The sequence below is a fragment of the Pseudomonas gessardii genome (genome assembly GCF_001983165.1).
Taxonomy (GTDB): domain Bacteria; phylum Pseudomonadota; class Gammaproteobacteria; order Pseudomonadales; family Pseudomonadaceae; genus Aquipseudomonas; species Aquipseudomonas gessardii.
On sequence record NZ_MNPU01000006.1, the window covers coordinates 79548 to 100026 of the forward strand.

18 protein-coding genes and 1 pseudogene are annotated in these 20479 nt (G+C 62.0%); 8 read left to right on the forward strand and 11 right to left on the reverse strand.

The annotated features are described in order from the left end of the window. Positions 1-131 precede the first annotated feature (131 nt). Entirely contained in the window at positions 132-695 is a 564-nt protein-coding gene (locus BLL38_RS06795) for a nitroreductase family protein (protein WP_076961858.1), read from the forward strand. 177 nt (positions 696-872) lie between these two features. On the opposite strand, the gene BLL38_RS31835 is transcribed toward BLL38_RS06795, so the two are convergent. The 8 genes and pseudogenes from BLL38_RS31835 to gap all read right to left on the reverse strand — a co-directional run bounded on the left by BLL38_RS31835 (position 873) and on the right by gap (position 9946). Next, on the reverse strand, positions 873-1628 hold the full coding sequence (locus tag BLL38_RS31835; RefSeq protein WP_373562107.1) for a methyl-accepting chemotaxis protein: 756 nt from the start codon (positions 1626-1628) through the stop codon (positions 873-875). A 102-nt stretch (positions 1629-1730) separates the two neighbouring features. Further along, positions 1731-3011, reverse strand: a pseudogene (locus BLL38_RS31840) (methyl-accepting chemotaxis protein); the annotation flags it as partial. Positions 3012-3137: 126 nt separating this feature from the next. Continuing rightward, positions 3138-3542, reverse strand: a complete 405-nt coding sequence (locus tag BLL38_RS06805; RefSeq protein ID WP_076961860.1) for a YbaN family protein — start codon at positions 3540-3542, stop codon at positions 3138-3140. A 192-nt stretch (positions 3543-3734) separates the two neighbouring features. Further along, positions 3735-4343 (reverse strand): biliverdin-producing heme oxygenase, encoded by a 609-nt coding sequence (locus tag BLL38_RS06810; protein ID WP_076961861.1) that lies wholly within the window; start codon positions 4341-4343, stop codon positions 3735-3737. 129 nt (positions 4344-4472) lie between these two features. Further along, positions 4473-7040 carry a TonB-dependent receptor gene (locus BLL38_RS06815; RefSeq protein ID WP_076961862.1) on the reverse strand — a complete coding sequence of 856 codons (2568 nt, stop codon included), beginning with the start codon at positions 7038-7040 and terminating at the stop codon, positions 4473-4475. A 115-nt stretch (positions 7041-7155) separates the two neighbouring features. Continuing rightward, positions 7156-8124, reverse strand: coding sequence for a FecR family protein (locus BLL38_RS06820; protein WP_076961863.1), 969 nt, complete (start codon positions 8122-8124; stop codon positions 7156-7158). Between the two features lie 74 nt (positions 8125-8198). Then, the gene (locus BLL38_RS06825) at positions 8199-8717 is read right to left on the reverse strand and encodes an RNA polymerase sigma factor (RefSeq protein ID WP_076961864.1); all 519 of its coding nucleotides are present in this window, start codon (positions 8715-8717) and stop codon (positions 8199-8201) included. 227 nt (positions 8718-8944) lie between these two features. Beyond that, complete coding sequence (gene gap / locus BLL38_RS06830) at positions 8945-9946, reverse strand: type I glyceraldehyde-3-phosphate dehydrogenase (protein ID WP_076961865.1); 1002 nt, start codon at positions 9944-9946, stop codon at positions 8945-8947. 221 nt (positions 9947-10167) lie between these two features. Between gap and edd the strand changes: the two genes are divergently transcribed. From edd to BLL38_RS06850, 4 genes are all read left to right on the forward strand, one after another. Beyond that, a complete protein-coding gene (gene edd / locus BLL38_RS06835) occupies positions 10168-11994 on the forward strand; it encodes a phosphogluconate dehydratase (RefSeq protein WP_076961866.1) in 1827 nt (608 codons plus the stop codon). Further along, complete coding sequence (locus tag BLL38_RS06840) at positions 11991-12947, forward strand: glucokinase (RefSeq protein WP_076961867.1); 957 nt, start codon at positions 11991-11993, stop codon at positions 12945-12947. The genes edd and BLL38_RS06840 overlap by 4 nt, the downstream gene beginning before the upstream one ends. A 126-nt stretch (positions 12948-13073) precedes the next feature. After that, entirely contained in the window at positions 13074-13805 is a 732-nt protein-coding gene (locus BLL38_RS06845; protein WP_076961868.1) for a response regulator, read from the forward strand. Further along, a complete protein-coding gene (locus tag BLL38_RS06850) occupies positions 13795-15249 on the forward strand; it encodes an ATP-binding protein (RefSeq protein ID WP_076961869.1) in 1455 nt (484 codons plus the stop codon). The genes BLL38_RS06845 and BLL38_RS06850 overlap by 11 nt, the downstream gene beginning before the upstream one ends. Positions 15250-15353: 104 nt before the next feature. Here BLL38_RS06850 and BLL38_RS06855 read toward each other — a convergent pair whose 3' ends face one another. Next, a complete protein-coding gene (locus BLL38_RS06855) occupies positions 15354-16283 on the reverse strand; it encodes an AraC family transcriptional regulator (protein ID WP_076961870.1) in 930 nt (309 codons plus the stop codon). Positions 16284-16610: 327 nt separating this feature from the next. Here BLL38_RS06855 and BLL38_RS06860 point away from each other — a divergent pair, with 327 nt between their 5' ends. Together BLL38_RS06860 and BLL38_RS06865 are read left to right on the forward strand one after the other, a co-directional pair. Continuing rightward, positions 16611-16952 carry an antibiotic biosynthesis monooxygenase family protein gene (locus tag BLL38_RS06860; RefSeq protein ID WP_076961871.1) on the forward strand — a complete coding sequence of 114 codons (342 nt, stop codon included), beginning with the start codon at positions 16611-16613 and terminating at the stop codon, positions 16950-16952. Positions 16953-16960: 8 nt separating this feature from the next. Further along, a complete protein-coding gene (locus BLL38_RS06865; RefSeq protein WP_076961872.1) occupies positions 16961-17242 on the forward strand; it encodes a hypothetical protein in 282 nt (93 codons plus the stop codon). Positions 17243-17385: 143 nt separating this feature from the next. On the opposite strand, the gene BLL38_RS06870 is transcribed toward BLL38_RS06865, so the two are convergent. Beyond that, positions 17386-18018 (reverse strand): flavin reductase family protein, encoded by a 633-nt coding sequence (locus tag BLL38_RS06870; RefSeq protein ID WP_076961873.1) that lies wholly within the window; start codon positions 18016-18018, stop codon positions 17386-17388. A gap of 196 nt (positions 18019-18214) precedes the next feature. On the opposite strand from BLL38_RS06870, the gene BLL38_RS06875 reads away from it, so the two are divergent. Further along, on the forward strand, positions 18215-18970 hold the full coding sequence (locus BLL38_RS06875) for a COG4705 family protein (protein ID WP_076961874.1): 756 nt from the start codon (positions 18215-18217) through the stop codon (positions 18968-18970). A gap of 63 nt (positions 18971-19033) precedes the next feature. Here BLL38_RS06875 and BLL38_RS06880 read toward each other — a convergent pair whose 3' ends face one another. Further along, positions 19034-20353: an MFS transporter gene (locus BLL38_RS06880; RefSeq protein ID WP_076961875.1), complete on the reverse strand. Its 1320-nt coding sequence runs from the start codon at positions 20351-20353 to the stop codon at positions 19034-19036. Positions 20354-20479 lie beyond the last annotated feature (126 nt).

The following is a 20479-nucleotide window of genomic DNA, read 5'->3' on the forward strand; positions in this document are numbered from 1 at the left end:
CGAGCGACGGTGGAAAAAATCAAGGCGCAAAGTCTAACAGGGCGGGGCGGATTGAATAAGAGCAATTATCGTTTGCTCCAATCCCGACCATTCCCGCTAGAATGGCCGCACATTTTTCCTGGAGGTGGCCAATGCAGGCTCTCGACGCTTTGCTTAACCGTGTTTCCGTGCCGCGCCTGCTGGAGCCGGCCCCTACTGCCGAGCAGCGCGAAGTGCTGTTCGCGGCGGCCATGCGGGCGCCAGACCACGGCCAGCTGCGGCCTTGGCGCTTCCTGACGGTGGAAGGCGCGGCCCGCGAACAGATGGGCACCCTGCTGGCCGAAGCGGCCCTCCTGCAAGACCCCGAGGCGCCGCAAGCGGTGATCGACAAGGCGCAGAACGGCCCGTTGCGCGCACCGTTGGTGGTGGTGGTGATTGCCCGTCTGCAGGACCACTTCAAGGTGCCGCAGTCCGAGCAACGGCTGGCGGCGGCCTGTGCGGCCCACGGCATTCTGCTGGCGGCGTATGCCCAGGGCATTGGTGCGGTGTGGCGGACCGGGGAGTTGTCGTATTCGGCGCATGTGGCCAAGGGGTTGGGGCTGACGACCGGTGAAGAAGTCATCGGCTTCCTCTACCTGGGCACCGCGCAGAACCCGCCGCGTACGGCGGCCAAGGAAGATATCACGGCGTTTGTCAGCGCCTGGACCGGTGTCTGACTCGCCGCAAATCTGCTGGTGCTGTATGTGGGAGCTGGCTTGTGTGGGAGCTGGCTTGCCTGCGATAGCATCGCCTCGGTCTAACTGATACACCGAGGTGTCTGCATCGCAGGCAAGCCAGCTCCCACACAAGCCAGCCCCCACATAGGGTGTTTCATTGTTTTCAGAACCGGGGGGTTACACCCGGAACTGATCCATCAACTTCATCTGTTGATTGGCCAAGGCATTCAACTGGCTGCTGATTGCCGCCGATTCCGTGGCCTGGCTGGTCAGGGTCTCGGTCACGGTGCGGATCGCCGAAACGTTGCGGTTAACCTCTTCGGCCACGGCGCTCTGTTCTTCGGCAGCACTGGCGATTTGCAGGTTCATGTCGCTGATTACCGTGACCGCATCGCTGATCTTGCCCAGGGCCTGTACCGCCTGCTGGATCTGCCCGGCATTGCTCTGCGCCTGGCTTTGGCTCGAATGCATGGTGGTCACCACCCCGCGGGTGGCGCTCTGGATGCGTTCGATCACCAGGCGGATTTCCTCCACCGAATCCTGGGTGCGTCGGGCCAGGTTGCGCACTTCGTCCGCCACCACCGCAAAACCCCGTCCGCTTTCCCCGGCGCGCGCCGCTTCAATCGCGGCATTGAGCGCCAGCAGGTTGGTCTGCTCGGCAATGCTGCGGATCACTTCCAGCACCGAGCCGATCTGCTCACTGTTGACCGCCAGGGCTTCGACTTCGGTCACCGCCTTGCTGACTTCTTCGGCCAGGGTGGTGATATCGAGGGTACTGCGCTCGATAATCGCCAGGCCTTCACGGGCCGATTGATCGGCGCCCCGGGCGGCACTCGCCGCGTTTGAGGCGCTGTTGGCCACATCGTGGGCGGTGGCGCTCATCTCGTTGGAGGCGGTTGCCACCTGGTCGATCTCGCGGAACTGCACCTGCATGCCTTCGCTGGTCTGGCGCGCGATTTCCGAGGATTGGTCGGCGGTGCCGCGGGCTTCGGTGATGCTCTGCTTGATCTGGGCGATGGTCGGTTGCAGCTTGTCGAGGAAGCGATTGAACCAGCTGACCAGTTCCCCCAGTTCGTCTTTTTTCGTGTAGGCCAGGCGCTGGGTCAGGTCGCCGTCGCCGCTGGCAATGTCCTTGAGCATCGCCGCCACACTGTTGATTGGCCGGGTCACGCCGGTGGCGGTCAGCCACATCAGCAACAGGCCCAGCAGGCCGGCCACGGCGCCCACCAGCAAGGCCTGGAATGTGCCGCGATCCCTAGCGGCATCGAGCACCGTCTGCAGTTTGAGTGCATCGGCCAGAAACACTTGCTTGGGCAGCTTGATCACCACGCCCCAGGGCTTGGCATCGGCAATCGGCTTGACCGGGTACACCGCGCGGATCGTATCGTCCTGCTCACGGACCATGCGTGTGTCACTGGCCATCAGTTGTACGAGCTCTTTGCCTTCGTCGCCGAGCACATCGACGATGCGCTTGCCGACCTTGTCCGGCTCGCCGCTGTAGCTGGCAATCAGGCCACTGCCAGAGAGCACCTCCATGATCCCGGCACCGCCGAACAGCTCTTTTTGCGCGGTATTGGCGGCTGCTTGCAGGGCATCCAGGGCAATATCGACACCGACGACGCCAATCACCTTGCCATCCACCAGCAGCGGCAGGGAGATCGTGGTCATCAGCACCGACTTGCCGGCGACGTCGTCGGCGTACGGGTCCAGCAGGCAAACGCTGCGGGTATCCCGTGGGCAGGTGTACCAGATGTTGTAGGGCGTACCGCTGAGGTTGAGGCTGGTCTTGTTCATGTCGGCTTCGACCATCACCGTGTTCAGGCTCTCACCGCCGGCACGGCTCCAGTAGCTGGAAAAGCGCCCGGCCTCGTTGGAACCGTGCAGCTTGTCGTTGACGAACTCGCTGTCCTTGCCATCCAGGCCGTTGGGTTCAAACGACAGCCAGATTCCCAACACCTTGGTATTACGCTCGAAGGTGGTCTTGATCCGCTGGTTGAGTTCCTCGCGCACGGTCGCCGCTTCCAGCGAACGCTTGGCGGCCATGTTGCGCAAGTCCTTGACCTGATCGGCGAGGGCGGTGATCGCCAACAGGCTCTCGCCGAAAATTTTCTGGACCTGGACTGCCTGCTCGGCGGCCTTGGCCTGGAGCAGGTTCTCCACGCCGGTGGTGAGCATGCGTGAGCTGGAGGCGCTGACCAGTTGGTCGTTCTGGCTGGACTGGTAGAGGTTCAGGCTGACGATCAGCGCAATCACCCCCAACAGGCAGAGGCCGGACAGCAGCACGATTTTCAAGCGGATCGAGAGGGTGTCGAACATGGCATTACTCGCGTTTGGACTTGTTGGAATACAAGCAGAAAAGCGGCCAAGTCCATTCGGCGCTATGTTCGCAACATCGGCGCCGACGGATATTTCATGAGGGGCAGGCGATGAGCGGTAGCGCGCTCAGGCAACGGTGCGCGCCAGGCGTTCAGGGCGGGACCAGATCCACAGGTTGCCCAGGCCCATCCCGGCGATGGCCAGGTAGATCGGCCAGCCGTGATCGAGCATCACCAGCATCAGCCCGGCACACAGCAGCATGCTCACCGTGGCGCTGACCTTGGCCCGGCGCGCGATGATCTTGCCGTTGCGCCAGTTGAACAGGATCGGCCCGAACAGCCGGTGGTTTTCCAGCCAGGCGCTCAGGCGTGGCGAACTCTTGGTGGCGGCCCAGGCGGCCAGCAGGATGAATTCGGTGGTGGGCAGGCCCGGCACGACAATCGCGACCAAGCCGATCCCCAGGCTGACGTAGGCCAGCAGGCCGAACAGGATTCGGGCGAGTTTGGAGGGGGATTGGGTTGTGCCGGTCATGGGAGCAATGGGTATGGAGTACGAAGATTTCAAATTGGAATGCGATCAAGTTGTGAGAGCTGGCTTATGTGGGAGCTGGCTTGCCTGCGATAGCATCGCCTCGGTCTAACTGATACACCGAGGCGTCTGCATCGCAGGCAAGCCAGCTCCCACACACGCCAGCACCCACATTAATTGCATTCCAACAGTGGATCAGGCCAGTTCCGGGGCACTAGCGTACGCCTGTTCCAGCAATACGGTGAAGCGTACGAATGCATCCACCGCACCTTTCTCCGCCGCCGCTTCTTCTTCGGCGCTCAGTTCCAGGCTATCGAGGGTGCGGGTGAAGCGCTTCCAGCCTTCGGCACGACCACCGGCCGGCTCGCCCAGGTGGCGGGCCCCGAAGGTTTCGCTCAGGCCCAGGCCCACGGCACGCTTGATCAGGAACGCCGCGCCCAGCTTGGAGCCTTCGGACACGAACAGCCAGCCCAGGGCCTGGGCCTTGCTCGGGTTCTGCACGGCACCGGCCACCGGGGCTGGCACTGCGGTTTCCAGGTCGGCCAGGTCCAGCTTGGCGGCGTCGGCGCGGCAGCGTTCGGCCAGGTCCGGCACCAGCTTGATCAGCTCGGGATCGTTGTACAGCGCTACCAGTTCCGACTGGAACAGGTACTGCGCGACCACGAAACGGGCGAAGTTGGCCTGGGTTTCAAACGGGGCGTGAGCCTTGACCAGGGCATCGAGCTTGGTATGCGGCTCGTGGGTGATCTGGTTCAGGCGCTGGGAGCGCAGGCTTGCGCGTTCTGCGGTGGTGGAAGCGGTCATGGGATGTCCTTGAGAAGGAAAAGCGCCTTATTGCCAGGCTGTTATTACTAGACGAACAAGAAGACGCGTCACAGTAAAAAATCCTCACCCCCGGCCGGCGATAAAACCGGCGAGGCGGGGCTGCATGGGTCAGATGTCCCAGATCAGGTTGATCGCAACGTTGCGCCCTGGCTGGGTCAGGCGGTCCAGGCTGGCCGGCGAGGTCACGCCGGCTTCACCCACACCGTCGTAGCTGCGCACGTCATCCCAGTTCCAGTATTTCTTGTCGGTCAGGTTGTACAGGCCGCCGTTGACGGTCAGGTCGTCGGTGACTTTGTAGAAACCGGTCAGGTCGACGACGCCAAAGCCCGGGGTCTTGAACGGGCCGTTGGCCTTGATGCCTGTTGGGGTAAAGAACGTGGCGCTGTCGACCCGGTCCTGTTTCTTGACCAGGGTCCAACTGACCAGCGCCCCGTAGGTGTCCTGGTCGTAGCCCAGGCCAAACACGCCCTTGAGCGGGTTGACACTGTTCAGCGGCTGGCCGGTTTCGTCGTTGCGCCCGTGGGCGTAGGCAATCGCACCCTTGGTGTACAGGCCTTGTGGCGCGCCGAAGGCGTCCAGGTTCAAGCGGCCTTTGACTTCCATGCCCTTGATGGTGGCGCGCTTGATATTGCCCGGCTGGAAGATGGTGCCGGTCGGGCCCAGCGCGGCGTTGTCTTCATCGATAAAATTGCGGTACTTGTTATAGAACACCGCGACATCGAAGTTGCCGGCGTCGAAATTGCCACGGATCCCGGTTTCATAGCTCTTGCTGGTTTCTGGCTTGAGGTTGGAGTTGGGCTCGACGACATAGCCTTCGCCAAGGTTTTCAAAGCGCCCGTACAGCGCTTTGGCCGATGGCGTGCGGAACCCTTCGGCGTACTGGCCAAACCAGGTGTACTGCTCGGTCAGCGCGTAGGTCACGCCCAGCTTTGGCGAGAAGCGATGCCAGGTTTTATTCGAGTCGTTGTGGGGGTACTTGCGGTCCGGGTCGGTGGTGTTGAGGAACTCTTCGGTCAGCTTGGGTTTGAGCTGGATGTAGTCGTAGCGCAGGCTGGGCATGACGGTCCAGTTGTTCCAACTGATCTGGTCCTGGGCGAACAGCGCATAGCTGTTGATGGTCGGGTCCGGGAAGTCGCTGGCTTTTTTCACGCTGTCGGCAGGGGCTGGGCTCGGTGCGCCGATGGCGGTACAGCCGGCACCGACGGCCAGGCAGGTGGCTGCGCCTTCACGGGAGCCGGTGACTTTCTGCTGCTTGAGCGTGGTGCCGTAGGTCAGCAGGTGATCGGTATCGCCGATGACGAAGGCCTTGTCCAACTGGGCGTCGAACACCCACTGCTTTTCTTCGTAGAGGGTGTCGCGGGTGCGCAGTACGCGGCGGCCGGCTTGATAGATTTCGCTGGTGGCCTGATCGGTCTTGGCGATCTGGTAGTTGAGGCTGGTCTTGATGTGATCGGCAAACGGCGAGTCGAGGGAAAACTTGTTTTCCAGGCCAAAGCGTTCGCGGGTGATGGTGTCGTTGCCACGACGGTCGCGGTACATATTCATGCCCTGGCCTTCGAGGAAGATCCCGCCCACTGCACTTTTCTGGTTGATGTCGCGGTCGTCCTTGTACTTCTCGTAGGTCAGGCCCAGGCGGTTGTCTTCGCCGTAGTTCCAGCCCAGCTTGGCCAGCACGTTGGTGGTGCGCACGTCTTCGGGGTTGGCGCCGGTGCGGGCCAGGCCGGTGGCGTTGTTGCCGTCGTAGGACTCCATCTCGTGGCCATTGCGCTGGCTCAGGTGCAGCAAGCCATCGAAGTCCTGCAGCCGCCCGGCGACGGTGCCGGAGGTCAGCCAGCTTTCGTCGGCCGAGCTGTAGCCGGTTTTCAGGCGCGCGCCCACATCCTGGCCGGGTTTGATGATGTCGTCCGGGTCGAGGGTGAAGTAGCTGACGGCGCCGCCGATGGCGCTGCTGCCGTACAGGGCCGAGGCCGGGCCGCGGATGATTTCCACGCGCTTGACGATTTCCGGGTCGACATAGTTGCGGCGGGTCTTGGCGTACGGGCCGTTGAAGAAGTTGTCCGGCACCTCTACACCGTCCACCTGGGTGAGGATGCGATCACCGTCGATCCCACGGATGTTGTAGCCGGAATTACCGGAGCGGGTGCCGGCGCCGCCGACCGAGACACCTGGCTCGTAGCGCACCAGTTCGCGGATGGTGTTGACGTTCTGGCGGTCCAGTTCCTCGCGTCCATGCACGGTGACAGTGCTGGGCACGCTGTCGACGCTCTGCTCCTGGCGGGTGGCGCTGATGGTCATTTGTTGCAGGGTGATGGCGCTGCCCGCCGTGCGCTTTTCCAGCACGATGTTGTTATTGCCCAGTTTGCGGTAGTTCAGGTTGGTCCCCACCAACAGCCGGTCCAGGGCTTTTTCCGGGGTCAGCGAACCGCGCGCGCCCGGGGAGGAAACCCCTTGGCCCAGTTCGGCGGGCAGGCCGATCTGCCAGCCGGTGACGGCGGTAAAGGCGTTGAGTGCTGACACCAGGGGTTGCTGCTCGATGCTGAAGCTGTAATTGGCATGGTTGCGCGCAGCGGGTTCGGCCGCGGTGGCCGTCAGCACCGGGCCGCCCGCCAGCAGGATGGCGGCGGTCAGCAGGCACAGCGTGGGCGAAGAGGACCGGCGGTTGAAACGAGAGGACATCGAGAGCGCTCCGAGGGACGAGTCTTATAGTTGCGAGCCTGAATCAAATAGGAATCAGTTGCATTGGCTAAGACGAGACGTACCAGCAGCAGCTATCGAGTAAAAATAATTATTCTCAGTTGAGAATCACCAGCGCGGGGAACTCCGAGAGCTTGGCCGAGGTGATGTGGGCCAGGGAGCGCACCACGTCCAGGGGCTGGTCCAGGCGGTAATTACCGGTCACCGCGACGCTGGCCAGTTGCTCATTGGTGTTGACGATCCAGCCCGGGTAATAGCGCCGCAGCTCAGCCAGCACTTCACTCATCGGGCAGTTTTCAAAGATCAGCCGGCCCTGGACCCACGCCAGTTCCTTGGTGGCATCGAGCTTGGCCGGTTGGCCGAAGCCCTTGGGGCCGACGCGGATGCTCTCGCCGGCGCTCAGGCGCACCCGGTTGTTGCCGGAGGGGGTGCTCAGGTCGACATCCCCGCGTTGCACCTGCACCTGCGCTTCACCGTTGAGGTAACGCACGGCAAACGCCGTGTCGCTGACGCTGGCGCGCACCGGGCCGGCGTCGATTTGCAGGGGCAGGCCACGGTTGGCCACGACCTCGAAAAACGCCTCGCCCTGATACAGGCGGGCGATGCGCTGATGCTCGTCGATGGTGCTGGAGAACGCCGAATTGGTATTGAGCAGCACCTTGGAGCCGTCCTCCAGTTGCAGGCGCTGGCGCTCACCGACCACGGTCAAGTGGTCGGCCTGCAGGCGCACCGGCAGGTTGCTGAAGCTGAACAGCCCCAGCAGCAACACCGCCGCCGTGGCCAGGGGCTTGCAATGCGGCTTGATCCGCCGCCAGGCGCTGGGCTTGCGCGGCGCATTGAGGGCTACGGCGGCGCTGTGCACCGGCGCACCGCCCCAGGCGGCCTGGGCTTTGGCGAAGGCTTGGGCGTGACTCGGGTCGGCATCCAGCCAGGCCTGGAACGCGATTTGCTGGCCAGGCTGCGGGCACTGCAACGCGATCAGCCAGTCGAGGGCTTGATCCATGGCCGCATGTTGCAACACCTCATGAGCCAGCTCATGGGGGCGCAGTTTGTTCGGGTCCGTCACGGTGTTCCTCGGGTCTTCGCCACGTTTTATTCAAGAGCTGTTGTGACATGTCTGTCAGCTTTTACCGACAAAGCTTAAGGGTGATCGAGCCGTGCGGCTACACCTATGCAGATGGCCATGATCAATTTCAGTTCCTTTTGCACGGTGCTCAACGACACCTGCAATTGGTCGGCGATCTCTTGATAGCTGCAACCGTGCAGGCGGCTGAGGATAAAGATCTGCTGCTGGCGGGCGCTCAACTGCCCGAGGCTGACGCTCAGGTGCTCCAGCAGTTGCTCGGCGTGGGCGGCGTCTTCGGGCGTCGTGACCGGGGAGGCGACGCTTTGCAGGACATCCATCGGGACATCTTCCTGCAAGGTACGGGACTGGATCCGCCGCGCGCGCAGATGATCCAGGGCCAGGTTGCGCGCGGTCTGGAACACGAAAGGTTCGAGGTGATCAATCGGTCGTTCGCTGAGGGCCCGGGTGACGCGCAGGTAGGTTTCCTGCAACAGGTCCTCGGCGGTGCTGTGGTTATCCACCATCCGCTGCAAAGTGCGCAGTAGCACCAGCCGTTGGCTGAGGAAGACTTGGTTGAAGCGAGATAGGCTCACAGGGGTACCGGACCGATTGCTAGTTAATGATAATGCTTATCATCAACACAAATGGCAAGTAGCGAATGTATGAGCTGCACGAATCCCTGTGGGAGCTGGCTTGCCTGCGATTGCATCATTGGGGGGCGGCAGATACACCGCGCCGTCTGCATCGCAGGCAAGCCAGCTCCCACATAAGCCAGCTCCCACATAAGCCAGCCCCCACACAAGCCGGTTCCCACAGGGAGTTACTCGGCGTTACATAGCGCCAGGCAGTTATCCAGCATACGGTTGGAGAAGCCCCACTCGTTGTCATACCAGGCCAGGACCTTGAGCAGCTTGCCGCTGGACTTGGTGTGGTTGGCGTCGAAGATCGACGACAGCGGGTTATGGTTGAAGTCGCTGGAAACCAGCGGCAGGGTGTTGTAGCCGAGGATTTTCGAGTGTTGGCTGGCTTCTTTGAGCAGCGCGTTGACCTCGTCTGCCGTGGCTTCTTTTTTCAATTGCACGGTCAGGTCCACCAGCGACACGTTGATCACCGGCACCCGCACCGCCATGCCGGTCAGCTTGCCTGCCAGTTCCGGCAGTACCAGGCCCACCGCTTCGGCGGCGCCGGTCTTGCTCGGGATCATGTTCTGCGTGGCCGAGCGGGCGCGGTAGGGGTCGGTGTGGTAGACGTCGGTCAGGTTCTGGTCGTTGGTGTAGGCATGAATAGTGGTCATCAGGCCGCTTTCGATCCCCAGTTCGCGATGCAGCACCTGGGCCACCGGCGCCAGGCAGTTGGTGGTGCAGGAGGCGTTGGAGATGATCTGGTGCGATTGACGCAAAATGTCATGGTTTACCCCGTAGACCACGGTGGCATCCGCGCCCTTGGCCGGGGCCGAGATGATTACCTTGCGCGCACCGGCGCTAAGATGGGCGGCGGCCTTGTCACGGTCGGTGAACAGGCCGGTACATTCAAATACCACGTCGATCTTGTGTGCAGCCCACGGCAGGTCGGCCGGGTTGCGAATGGCACTCACGGCAATCCGGTCGCCGTTGACGGTCAGACTTTCCTGATCGTGGGCCACCTCTGCATCGAAAGTGCCATGGACGGTGTCGTATTTGAGCAGGTGGGCATTGATCGAACTGTCGCCCAGGTCATTGATGGCGACGATCTGCAAATCCTGGCGGTAACCTTGGGTATAAAGTGCGCGCAGGACGTTGCGGCCAATACGGCCAAAACCATTGATTGCAATCCGAAGAGTCATTTGAAAGCGCCTGTCGTCGATTTGTTGTAAGAATTACAAGATTATTCGCATAAAAATAGAAAACAAGCCTTTTTAGTGGCAATATTTTGTTCAATCTACAACGAGTGACCTGAATCAACTGGTCCGATGATCCGAGCGACTCCCTGCCATCCCATGAGCGGTGGGCGTTTGATCAGCATAGACACTCAGGTCGCCACATCCGTTAGCCTGGAGTTCTACACATGCATCCCCGCGTACTTGAGGTCACCGAACGCCTTATCGCCCGTAGCCGCGCTACCCGTGAGGCGTACCTTGCGCTGATTCGCGGCGCGGCCAGCGACGGGCCGATGCGCGGCAAGCTGCAATGCGCCAACTTTGCCCACGGCGTGGCCGGGTGCGGCACTGAAGATAAAAATAGCCTGCGGATGATGAATGCCGCCAACGTGGCAATTGTTTCGTCATATAACGACATGCTTTCGGCGCACCAGCCCTACGAGCATTTCCCGGAACAGATCAAAAGCGCCCTGCGCGAGGTCGGCTCGGTCGGCCAGTTTGCCGGCGGCACCCCGGCCATGTGCGACGGCGTGACCCAGGGCGAGCCGGGCATGGAGCTGAGCCTGCTGAGCCGCGAAGTGATTGCCATGTCCACGGCGGTAGCGCTGTCCCACAATATGTTCGATGCCGCGTTGATGCTGGGGATCTGCGACAAGATCGTCCCCGGCCTGATGATGGGCGCCCTGCGTTATGGCCACTTGCCGATGATCTTCGTGCCGGGTGGGCCGATGCCGTCGGGGATCTCCAACAAACAGAAGGCCGATGTGCGCCAGCGCTATGCCGAAGGCAAGGCCAGCCGTGAAGAGTTGCTGGAATCGGAGATGAAGTCCTACCACAGCCCCGGCACCTGCACCTTCTACGGCACCGCCAATACCAACCAGCTGCTGATGGAAGTGATGGGCCTGCACCTGCCGGGCGCCTCGTTCGTCAACCCGTACACGCCGCTGCGCGATGCGCTGACCCGTGAGGCCGCGCACCAGGTCACGCGCCTGACCAAGGCCAATGGCAACTTCACGCCCATTGGCGAGATCGTCGACGAAAAATCCATCGTCAACTCCATTGTTGCTCTCAACGCCACCGGCGGCTCGACCAACCACACCCTGCATATGCCGGCCATCGCCATGGCGGCGGGCATTATCCTTACCTGGCAGGACATGGCCGACCTCTCGGAAGTGGTGCCGACCCTGTCCCACGTCTACCCGAACGGCAAGGCCGATATCAACCACTTCCAGGCGGCGGGCGGTATGTCGTTCCTGATCCGCGAGCTGCTGGAAGCCGGCCTGCTCCACGAAGACGTCAACACCGTCGCCGGCCATGGCCTGGGCCGCTACACCCGCGAACCGTTTTTGGTGGGCGGCGAACTGATCTGGCGCGAAGGCCCGATCGAAAGCCTCGACGAAACCATCCTGCGCCCGGTGGCCCGCGCCTTCTCCCCGGAAGGCGGGCTGCGGGTGATGGAAGGCAACCTCGGCCGCGGGGTGATGAAAGTCTCGGCGGTGGCCCTCGAACATCAAGTCGTCGAAGCGCCGGCCGTGGTGTTCCAGGACCAGCAGGACCTGGCCGATGCGTTCAAGGCCGGCCAGTTGGAGAAGGATTTTGTCGCCGTGATGCGCTTCCAGGGCCCGCGCTCCAATGGCATGCCGGAATTGCACAAGATGACGCCGTTCCTCGGTGTGCTGCAGGACCGTGGCTTCAAGGTCGCGCTGGTGACGGACGGACGCATGTCCGGTGCCTCGGGTAAGATTCCCGCTGCGATTCACGTCAGCCCCGAAGCCCAGCGCGGTGGGGCGCTGGCGCGGGTCAAGGATGGCGATATCATTCGCGTCGATGGCGTCAAAGGCACCCTGGAGCTTAAGGTGGACGCCGAAGAGTTTGCAGCGCGCGCGCCGGCCACGGGCCTGTTGGGCAATAACGTGGGGGCCGGTCGCGAGCTGTTTGCATTTATGCGCTTGGCCGCAAGCTCCGCAGAGCAGGGCGCCAGCGCCTTTACCTCTGCCCTGGAGACACTCAAGTGAAACTTGCACTGGTTGGTGATATTGGCGGTACCAACGCCCGGTTTGCGTTGTGGCGGGACCAGGCACTGCATTCGATCCGGGTGCAGGCCACGGCGGATCACGCCAGCCCCGAAGAGGCGATCCAGGCCTACCTCGCCGAGGAAGGCCTGGCGCCGGGTTCCATTGGTGCGGTGTGCCTGTCGGTGGCCGGGCCGGTCAGTGGGGATGAGTTCAAGTTCACCAACAACCATTGGCGCCTGAGCAAGGCCGCGTTCTGCAGGACATTGCAAGTGGACGAGCTGTTGCTGGTCAATGACTTCTCGGCCATGGCCCTGGGCATGACCCGCCTGCAACCCGATGAGTACCGCGTGGTCTGCGCCGGCACGCCGGAGCCGTGGCGCCCGGCGGTGGTGATCGGCCCGGGCACGGGGCTGGGCGTGGGCACTCTGCTGGATATGGGGGCAGGCCGTTGGGTGGCGCTACCGGGGGAGGGCGGGCATGTCGACCTGCCCCTGAGCAGCCCACGGGAAACCCAGTTGTGGCAGCACATCTACAACGAGATCGGGCATGTCAGCGCCGAGACCGCCCTGAGCGGCGGCGGCTTGCCCCGCCTGTACCGGGCGATCTGCGCGGTGGACGGCCACCCGGCGGTATTGGAAACCCCGGAGGCGATTACCGCCGCCGGGCTGGCGGGTGATCCGGTGGCGATGGAGGTTTTGGACCAGTTCAGCATCTGGCTGGGCCGCGTGGCCGGCAATAACGTGCTGACCACCGGCGCCCGGGGTGGCGTGTATATCGTGGGCGGGGTGATCCCGCGGTTTGCCGAATTCTTTATCAACAGTGGCTTTGCCAAGAGCTTTGCGGACAAAGGCTGCATGAGTGACTACTTCAAGGGTATCCCGGTGTGGTTGGTGACGGCGCCGTATTCCGGGTTGACCGGGGCCGGTGTGGCGTTGGAGCAGGCATTTGCGTAGGCAGTGATGGCCCTATCGCGGGCAAGCCCGCTCCCACATTTGATGGTGTTCACAAATCAAGATGTGGGAGCGGGCTTGCCCGCGATGGGGTCCTAGAGAGCACCCCATAACAACAAGGAGGCCCCCGTGAGCGTAATCAGTAAATCCATTCTTCTCGTCGACGACGACGAGGAAATCCGCGAGTTGCTGCAAACCTACCTCAGTCGCGCCGGCTTCCAGGTGCGGGGCGTGCCCAATGGCGCGGGGTTTCGCCAAGCCATGGACGAAGCACCGTGCGACCTGGTGATCCTTGACGTGATGCTGCCCGATGAGGATGGCTTCAGCCTCTGCCGCTGGGTGCGTCAACACCCGCGCCAGGCCCAGGTGCCGATCATCATGCTCACCGCCAGCTCCGACGAAGCCGACCGGGTTATCGGCCTGGAGCTGGGCGCCGACGACTATATCGGCAAACCCTTCAGCCCCCGTGAGCTGCAGGCGCGCATCAAGGCCCTGTTGCGCCGCTGCCAGTTTGGCCAGGAACGCAGCGGCGGCGATGTGTTGGTGTTCGATGAGTGGCGGCTGGACATGATCAGCCATCGGCTATTTCACCTCGATGGCGAGGAAGTCATCCTGTCCGGGGCCGACTTTGCCCTGCTCAAGCTGTTCCTCGATCACCCCCAGCAAATCCTTGACCGCGACACCATCGGTAATGCCACCCGTGGCCGTGACCTGATGCCCCTCGACCGCATTGTCGACATGGCCGTCAGCCGCCTGCGACAACGCCTACGCGATACCGAGAAACCGCCGCGGCTGATCCGCACCGTGCGTGGCAGTGGTTACCAACTGGCAGCCAATGTGGTTGCCAGCAATGCCCACTGAACGCCGGCGCATTCCGGTCCCGCGTTCATTGCTGGGGCGCATGCTGCTGCTGACCCTGTTGGCGGTGCTGTTTGCCCAGGCCTTATCCAGCGTGATCTGGGTGTCGCAACTGCGCGCTACCCAGCTTGAAGGCCTGGTCACCAGCGCCCGTAGCCTGGCCCATTCGATGACCGCCAGCGTCAGCTATTTCCGCTCGCTGCCGGTGGCTTATCGGCCGCTGGTACTCGACCAGTTGCGCAGCATGGGCGGCACGCGTTTTGTGGTGACGCTCAACGACAAGCCGCTGGATATGCAGATCTTGCCGCAAACCCCGCGCAAACAGGCGGTGCTCGGTGTGGTGGACGACGTGCTGCGCCAGGCCCTGGGCAGTGACGTGCATTTTTCGGTGGAGTTTGTCAGTGCCGAAGACCTGCGCATCTTCAATGCCGGCCTGAAACTCGATGAACTGCCACGCTCCTGGGCGCATTACGCCCTGACCCTGGAGCCGGTCAACCCCCCCGTATTGGTGACGCAGATCGAGTTGGGCGCCGGCGAGTGGCTGTATATCGCCTCGTTGCTGCCCGAGCCCTACACCAGCCTCGAAGAACAAGGCCTGCCCTCCCAGCAGGTGTGGTTTATCGTGTTGACCAGCGGCTTTTTGTTGCTGTTTATCGGTTTGCTGGTGCACTGGCAAAGCCGGCCGCTCAAGCGCCTGGCCCGGGCGGCGCGGGACCTGTCCCTGGGCGCCGACGTGGAGCCGGTGGCCGAAGGCGGCGGCAGCGAAGTGGTGGAAGTGGGCCGGGCGTTCAATGCCATGCGCGAGCGGATCAGCCGCTACCTGACCGAGCGCAGCCAGTTGTTCAGTGCCATTTCCCACGACCTGCGCACCCCGATCACCCGCCTGCGGCTGCGGGTGGAGTTGCTGGAGGATGAAAAGCTGCAAGCTAAGTTCGGCCGTGACCTGGATGAGCTGGAGCTGCTGGTCAAGGGCGCGTTGCAGTGCGTCAAGGACACCGACATCCACGAGAACATCGAGCCGGTGGACCTCAACCATGTGCTCGACTGCCTGGTGGAGCCGTACCTGGCGCCCAACGGCAATGGCCGGGTGACCCAGCACGGCCGGGCGTTGACGGCCTACCCGGGCAAGCCGTTGGCGCTCAAGCGCTGCATTGGCAACCTGATCGACAATGCCTTGAAGTACGGGCAGAACGCCCATCTGCGTATCGAAGACGATGGCGCGCAGTTCATCCTGCATGTGGATGACGAGGGGCCGGGCGTGCCGGAGCAGCGTCTGGAGCAGGTCTTCGAGCCGCATTTTCGCCTGGCGGGGCAGCAGCAGGGGTATGGTTTGGGGTTGGGGATTGCGCGCAATATTGCCCACAGCCATGGCGGCGAAGTGAGCCTGCAGAATTTGCGCGAAGGTGGCCTGCGGGTGACCTTGCAACTGCCCCGTACCCTGGACTAAGCCGCGCTGCCGAGCCTATGTGGGAGCTGGCTTGCCTGCGATAGCGGTACATCTGACCCACCGCCATCGCAGGCAAGCCAGCTCTCACACCGGTCCGCAGTAGGTCAGATACTCTGGCGCAATCTGGCTAAATCTCTCAGCGGCGGCGCGCCAAACAACCGGCTATATTCCCGGCTGAACTGCGACGGGCTTTCATACCCTACCCGATAGCCCGCCGCCGAGGCTTCCAGGCCTTCGGTGATCATCAGACGGCGCGCCTCCTGCAAACGCAACTGCTTCTGGTACTGCAACGGGCTCATGGCGGTGATGGCCTTGAAGCGGTGGTGCAGGGTCGACACGCTGAGATTCACTTCCTTGGCCAGGTCATCGATGCGCAGCGGTTGCTCATAGTGGCCGTTCAACCAGGTGATTGCGCAGCTGACCCGATGGCTTTGGCTATTGGCTACGGCAATTTCGTACAGGCGATAGCCCTGTGGCCCACGCAACAAACGGTAGAGGATTTCGCGGCTGATCAACGGCGCCAGGACCGCGATATCTTTGGGTGTATCCAGCAAGCGTGCCAGGCGTAGTACGGCGTCGAGCAACTGGGTGTCGATGCGGTCGACATACATCCCGCGCGCTGTCGGGCGCGTGGGCACGCCCATGGGGCCGGCTTCGACAATCAAGGCGGTCAACTGCGCCGGGTCGAGATTGATGCGTATCGACAGGTTGGGGTCTTCGGGTGTGGCATCGATAACCCGCCCGGCTACCGGCATCGCGACCGAGAACACCAGGTAGTTGAGTGGGTCGTAGGCAAAGATTTCATCGGCCAGGCGCACTTCCTTGCTGCCGTTGGCGAGGATGCACAGGGCGGGTTCCACCAGCACCGGCATGAAATCGCGCGGCGCATTGTGGCGGTTCAGGTACAGCGAGGTGATCGCCGTGCCGTAGGAACCGTCTTCCCAGGTATGCCGGTGCACGATACTGGCCAGCTCGGCGCGCTGTTTTTCCATCTCGGTATCGAGGGGAATGGACTGCTGTTCGGGCGACGACATGGGGCGTTCTCTGCAGGCTGCATTGATGGGCACAGCTTAGCGGCGGCGGGGTAAACAGTGTTATGTCGATTCTGCACAATCCTTGCCTGATCCTGCGGCGCCTTTTGAATCAGGCAAGCACAGGGCCTGTCATCTGCCTGAAACAAAGCCTCTGCCCCTGGCATAAAGCCTGGGGGCAAACCGGGTGTCCCTGCTTCTGGCAGGATTGTGCAATAAGCCGGCAGGAATCGACTAACCCTGCCAGTGCCTGCGCCCGTATCGTTGATCCTGTGGCAACACGTCCTCAGCGTGTTTGCCGAGCATCACTTCTCAACGGGAGAGTCGAACATGTCCACCCCCATTCCCGCGAGCCATATGGCCTTTATCCGTGCCCGCAGTGGGTGCAGCACCGAACTGGGTGCGCGCTTGAGCCGTTTGATCGAACCGGGTCGCCAGGCTCAGGGTTGCCTGCAATTCTCGTTGCAGCATTCCCAGGTTGACCCCGACGTATGGTTGGTTTCAGGTTTCTGGTGCAGCGAACAGGCGATGAGCGCCTACTTCAGCTCGCCAGCCCTGATGCTGTTTAGTGAGTTGTTGAACGACGGGGTCGTGCGCAGCATGGACTTCCAGACCTTCATCGAAGCATCTGCCCCGGATGCCTATGGCGAGTACCTGCAACTGGCCGGTTAGGGTTTAGAATGGCCGACTTTCCATTGGCCAGGACCTGCAACATGGCACGTAAAGAGTTTGCCCACCACGAAGCTGTTTCCGCCCTTGTGCGCGAAGACCAGGGTGGCTATAGCGCCGCCATCGCCGTCAAGGCCCTGGATGGCATGAGCGCCCCGCGCTTTCACAAGATCCTCGATGGCCAACGGTTCAAGACTGCCGACGACGCTGACGATGCGGCGGCCCAGCAATTGGAGCGCTTGATCGCTATCGATGAAGAGGGCCAACTGGCCTGGGCAGCTGCAGCAAACTAAAGAACAGCGCAATCCCAATGGGGTAACCCGATCAGTGTGGGAGCTGGCTTGCCTGCGATAGCGGTGTTTCAGTCAGATTTGCCTTAACTGAACCACCGCTATCGCGGGCAAGCCCGCTCCCACATTTTTTACGGTGGTTTCCATCAGGGTTTGTGGGCACCTGGCCGGTACATCTTGAACAGGGCTTGCGGCCCCAGCTGGAAATAATCCGCCGGGCCGCCACCCCGCAGAATCGGCTCGGCCGCCGCAGTGTCGTAGATCCCATCCTTGAGCAGCCATTTGGCGATATGCACCGCAACCACTTCGCCGAGCACCAGCCAGCTCGGGACCAGCCCTTTGTCAGCCCGCTGCAACTGAATGATCTGCGTAACCTTGCACTCGAACGACACCGGGCTTTCGCCGACCCGTGGCACCGCAATCACCTTGGACGCCACCGGCGTCAGCCCGGCCAGTTCAAACTCGTTGACCTCAGGTGCAACGGCGGCGCAGCTCTGGTTCATCTGCTCGGCCAGTGGGCGCGTGGCCAGGTTCCAGACAAACTCGCCGGTCTGTTCGATGTTGTTCAGGCTGTCTTTGCGCCCGACACTGGAAAAACCAATGATCGGTGGGATGTAGTTAAAGGCGTTGAAAAAACTGTAGGGCGCCAGGTTCAGGCGGCCCTGGTTGTCCTGGGACGAAATCCAGCCAATCGGGCGCGGGCCGACGATGGCGTTGAACGGGTCATGGGGCAGGCCATGGCCGTTGGCGGGTTCATAGAAATGGATATCGTCAGGCATGGACGGCGGTTCCTACGGCGGGGAAAAGCGCAATAGTGCAGGTCCAAGGGCCGGATTTCCACCGGATTGGCGGTGCTGTATGGAATTTTCATCCATCGCCCACCTATTTTTCACAGCTGCACGGCCAGTCTGCACGCCAGGTCGATACCCCCCATGAGTCGGCCTTTCGAGACTGAACTCTGGAGCCTTCTGCACAATGAATAAACTTCCTCAGATTACCCTGGCGTTCTGGGTCATGAAAATCTGTGCGACCACCCTTGGCGAGACCGCCGGGGACTTGTTGTCGATGACCTTGAACGTTGGCTATGCCATCAGCTCGATGATCCTGCTCAGCGTGTTCCTCATCACCTTGCTGACGCAGTTATGGTCGAAAACCTACAACCCGGTGCTGTACTGGATCGTGATCCTGTCGACCAGCACGGCGGGCACCACCATGTCTGACTTTATGGACCGTACCCTGGGCCTGGGGTACGCCTCCGGTTCGATGATCCTGATTGTCCTGTTGCTGATGGTCTTCGCCCTCTGGCACTTGAGCGGCAACTCGCTGAACGTCAACAAGGCGCAGACCCCGCGCGGCGAGCTGTTCTACTGGGTGGCGATCCTGCTCTCCAACACCCTGGGCACGGCACTGGGGGACTTTTTGGCTGACGACTCGGGGCTGGGCTTTGCTGGCGGCGCCCTGTTGATCGGCGCGAGCATCCTGCTGGTGGTGGCGCTCAAGTACTGCACAACGGTTTCGTCGGTGGTGCTGTTCTGGGTGGCGTTTGTCTTGACCCGGCCCTTTGGCGCGACCCTGGGGGATTTTTTGACCAAGCCCTACGAAAAGGGCGGCCTGGACTTTGGCACCGTTGGCTCGTCGGCGGTGCTGGCGGCGGTGCTGCTGGTGATGATCGCCGGTGCCTGGTATGTGCAGCGCAGGGATAGCCGCCAGCCGCTGGCAGAGCTGTCCTGACGGGATGAAAAAAGGGGCCATGTCACTCGATGACATGGCCCCTTTTTTATACCCGGCGAATGCTTAGTCCGTGGTAATCCGTGAATGCTTGCGTGTGTCCTTCATGGTCACGTAGACCACCAGCGACACGGCAATACAAGCGGTCACGTACCAGTAGTAGCCGGTCTCCATGCCGACACTCTTGAACCACAGTGCGATGTATTCGGCGGTGCCGCCGAAGATCGACACGGTCAGTGCGTACGGCAGGCCGACACCCAGGGCGCGAATTTCGGTAGGGAACAGCTCGGCCTTCACCACGGCGTTGATCGAGGTGTAGCCGCTGACGATGATCAGCGCGGCCATGATCAGGAAGAACGCCCCCCACCAAGTCTGGATGGTGTGCAGGGTGGTGAGGATCGGCACGGTGAACAGCGTACCGAGGATGCCGAAGGCGATCAGGATCGGTCGGCGACCGACCTTGTCCGACAGGCCACCGATAATCGGTTGCAGGCACATGAACAGGAACAGCGTGGCCGCCGAAATGGTGGTGGAGTCGGAAATGCTCATGCCGACGGTGTTCACCAGGTATTTCTGCATGTAGGTGGTGTAGGTGTAGAAGGCCAGGGTGCCGCCCATGGTCAGGCCGACCACGGTCATCAGTTCCTTGGGGTGGCGCATCAAGGTGCGCATCGCGCTTTCCTTGGCTTTTTCCTTCTTGGTGAACGACTCGGTTTCTTCCATGCCGCGACGCAGGTACAGGGCCACGACCGCGCACAGGGCACCGATGGCAAACGGGATACGCCAGCCCCAGGCATACAGCTCTTCGGTGGTGAGGACCTGTTGCAGCACGATCAGCACCGCCAGCGCGATGAGCTGGCCGGAGATCAGGGTCACATACTGGAAGCTGGAGAAGAAACCGCGACGTTCCTTGGTCGCCATTTCACTCAGGTAGGTGGCCGAGGTGCCGTATTCGCCACCGACCGACAGGCCTTGCAGCAAGCGGGCAAACACCAGCAGGATCGGTGCGCCGACACCGATGGTTTCATAACCCGGGCTCAGGGCAATGATCAGCGAGCCGAAGCACATCAGCAGTACCGAAGCCATCAACGCGGCTTTACGGCCTGCGCGGTCGGCGTAGAGGCCCATCAGCCAGCCGCCGATCGGGCGCATCAAAAAGCCTACGGCGAAGATCGCGGCGGTGTTGAGCAGTTGGGCAGTGGTATCGCCCTTGGGGAAGAAGGCTTTGGCAAAGTACAGGGAGAAGGCGGCGTAGACGTACCAGTCGTACCACTCGACCATGTTGCCGACCGAACCGCTGAAGATCGACTTGATGCGGCTGGAGGTGCTGCGTTCTTGCGCCGGCGCAGCCGCCGACCCCAAGGGCAGGGAATTGGAGTTATCCATTGAAGGATCCTTTATATGTCATTGTTTTTGTGGAGCGCGCGTGGGCGCAGCCTGGCTGGAGCTATAGCAGGAGCTGTGCCAAGTAGGTGAGGGCCCGGTCTAGAGGGGTTTTCGGATATTTCTGAG

What these genes read in the sequence shown, in the direction of transcription:
- BLL38_RS06880 (WP_076961875.1), bottom strand. Translation starts at nt 20,353, where the DNA reads ATGGATAACTCCAATTCCCTGCCCTTGGGGTCGGCGGCTGCGCCGGCG.
- BLL38_RS06810 (WP_076961861.1), bottom strand. Translation starts at nt 4,343, where the DNA reads ATGACCGCTTCCACCACCGCAGAACGCGCAAGCCTGCGCTCCCAGCGC.
- BLL38_RS06805 (WP_076961860.1), bottom strand. Translation starts at nt 3,542, where the DNA reads ATGACCGGCACAACCCAATCCCCCTCCAAACTCGCCCGAATCCTGTTC.
- BLL38_RS06870 (WP_076961873.1), bottom strand. Translation starts at nt 18,018, where the DNA reads ATGCCTGACGATATCCATTTCTATGAACCCGCCAACGGCCATGGCCTG.
- BLL38_RS06850 (WP_076961869.1), top strand. Translation starts at nt 13,795, where the DNA reads ATGCCCACTGAACGCCGGCGCATTCCGGTCCCGCGTTCATTGCTGGGG.
- gap (WP_076961865.1), bottom strand. Translation starts at nt 9,946, where the DNA reads ATGACTCTTCGGATTGCAATCAATGGTTTTGGCCGTATTGGCCGCAAC.
- BLL38_RS06855 (WP_076961870.1), bottom strand. Translation starts at nt 16,283, where the DNA reads ATGTCGTCGCCCGAACAGCAGTCCATTCCCCTCGATACCGAGATGGAA.
- BLL38_RS06795 (WP_076961858.1), top strand. Translation starts at nt 132, where the DNA reads ATGCAGGCTCTCGACGCTTTGCTTAACCGTGTTTCCGTGCCGCGCCTG.
- BLL38_RS31835 (WP_373562107.1), bottom strand. Translation starts at nt 1,628, where the DNA reads ATGCAGGTGCAGTTCCGCGAGATCGACCAGGTGGCAACCGCCTCCAAC.
- BLL38_RS06875 (WP_076961874.1), top strand. Translation starts at nt 18,215, where the DNA reads ATGAATAAACTTCCTCAGATTACCCTGGCGTTCTGGGTCATGAAAATC.
- edd (WP_076961866.1), top strand. Translation starts at nt 10,168, where the DNA reads ATGCATCCCCGCGTACTTGAGGTCACCGAACGCCTTATCGCCCGTAGC.
- BLL38_RS06860 (WP_076961871.1), top strand. Translation starts at nt 16,611, where the DNA reads ATGTCCACCCCCATTCCCGCGAGCCATATGGCCTTTATCCGTGCCCGC.
- BLL38_RS06815 (WP_076961862.1), bottom strand. Translation starts at nt 7,040, where the DNA reads ATGTCCTCTCGTTTCAACCGCCGGTCCTCTTCGCCCACGCTGTGCCTG.
- BLL38_RS06865 (WP_076961872.1), top strand. Translation starts at nt 16,961, where the DNA reads ATGGCCGACTTTCCATTGGCCAGGACCTGCAACATGGCACGTAAAGAG.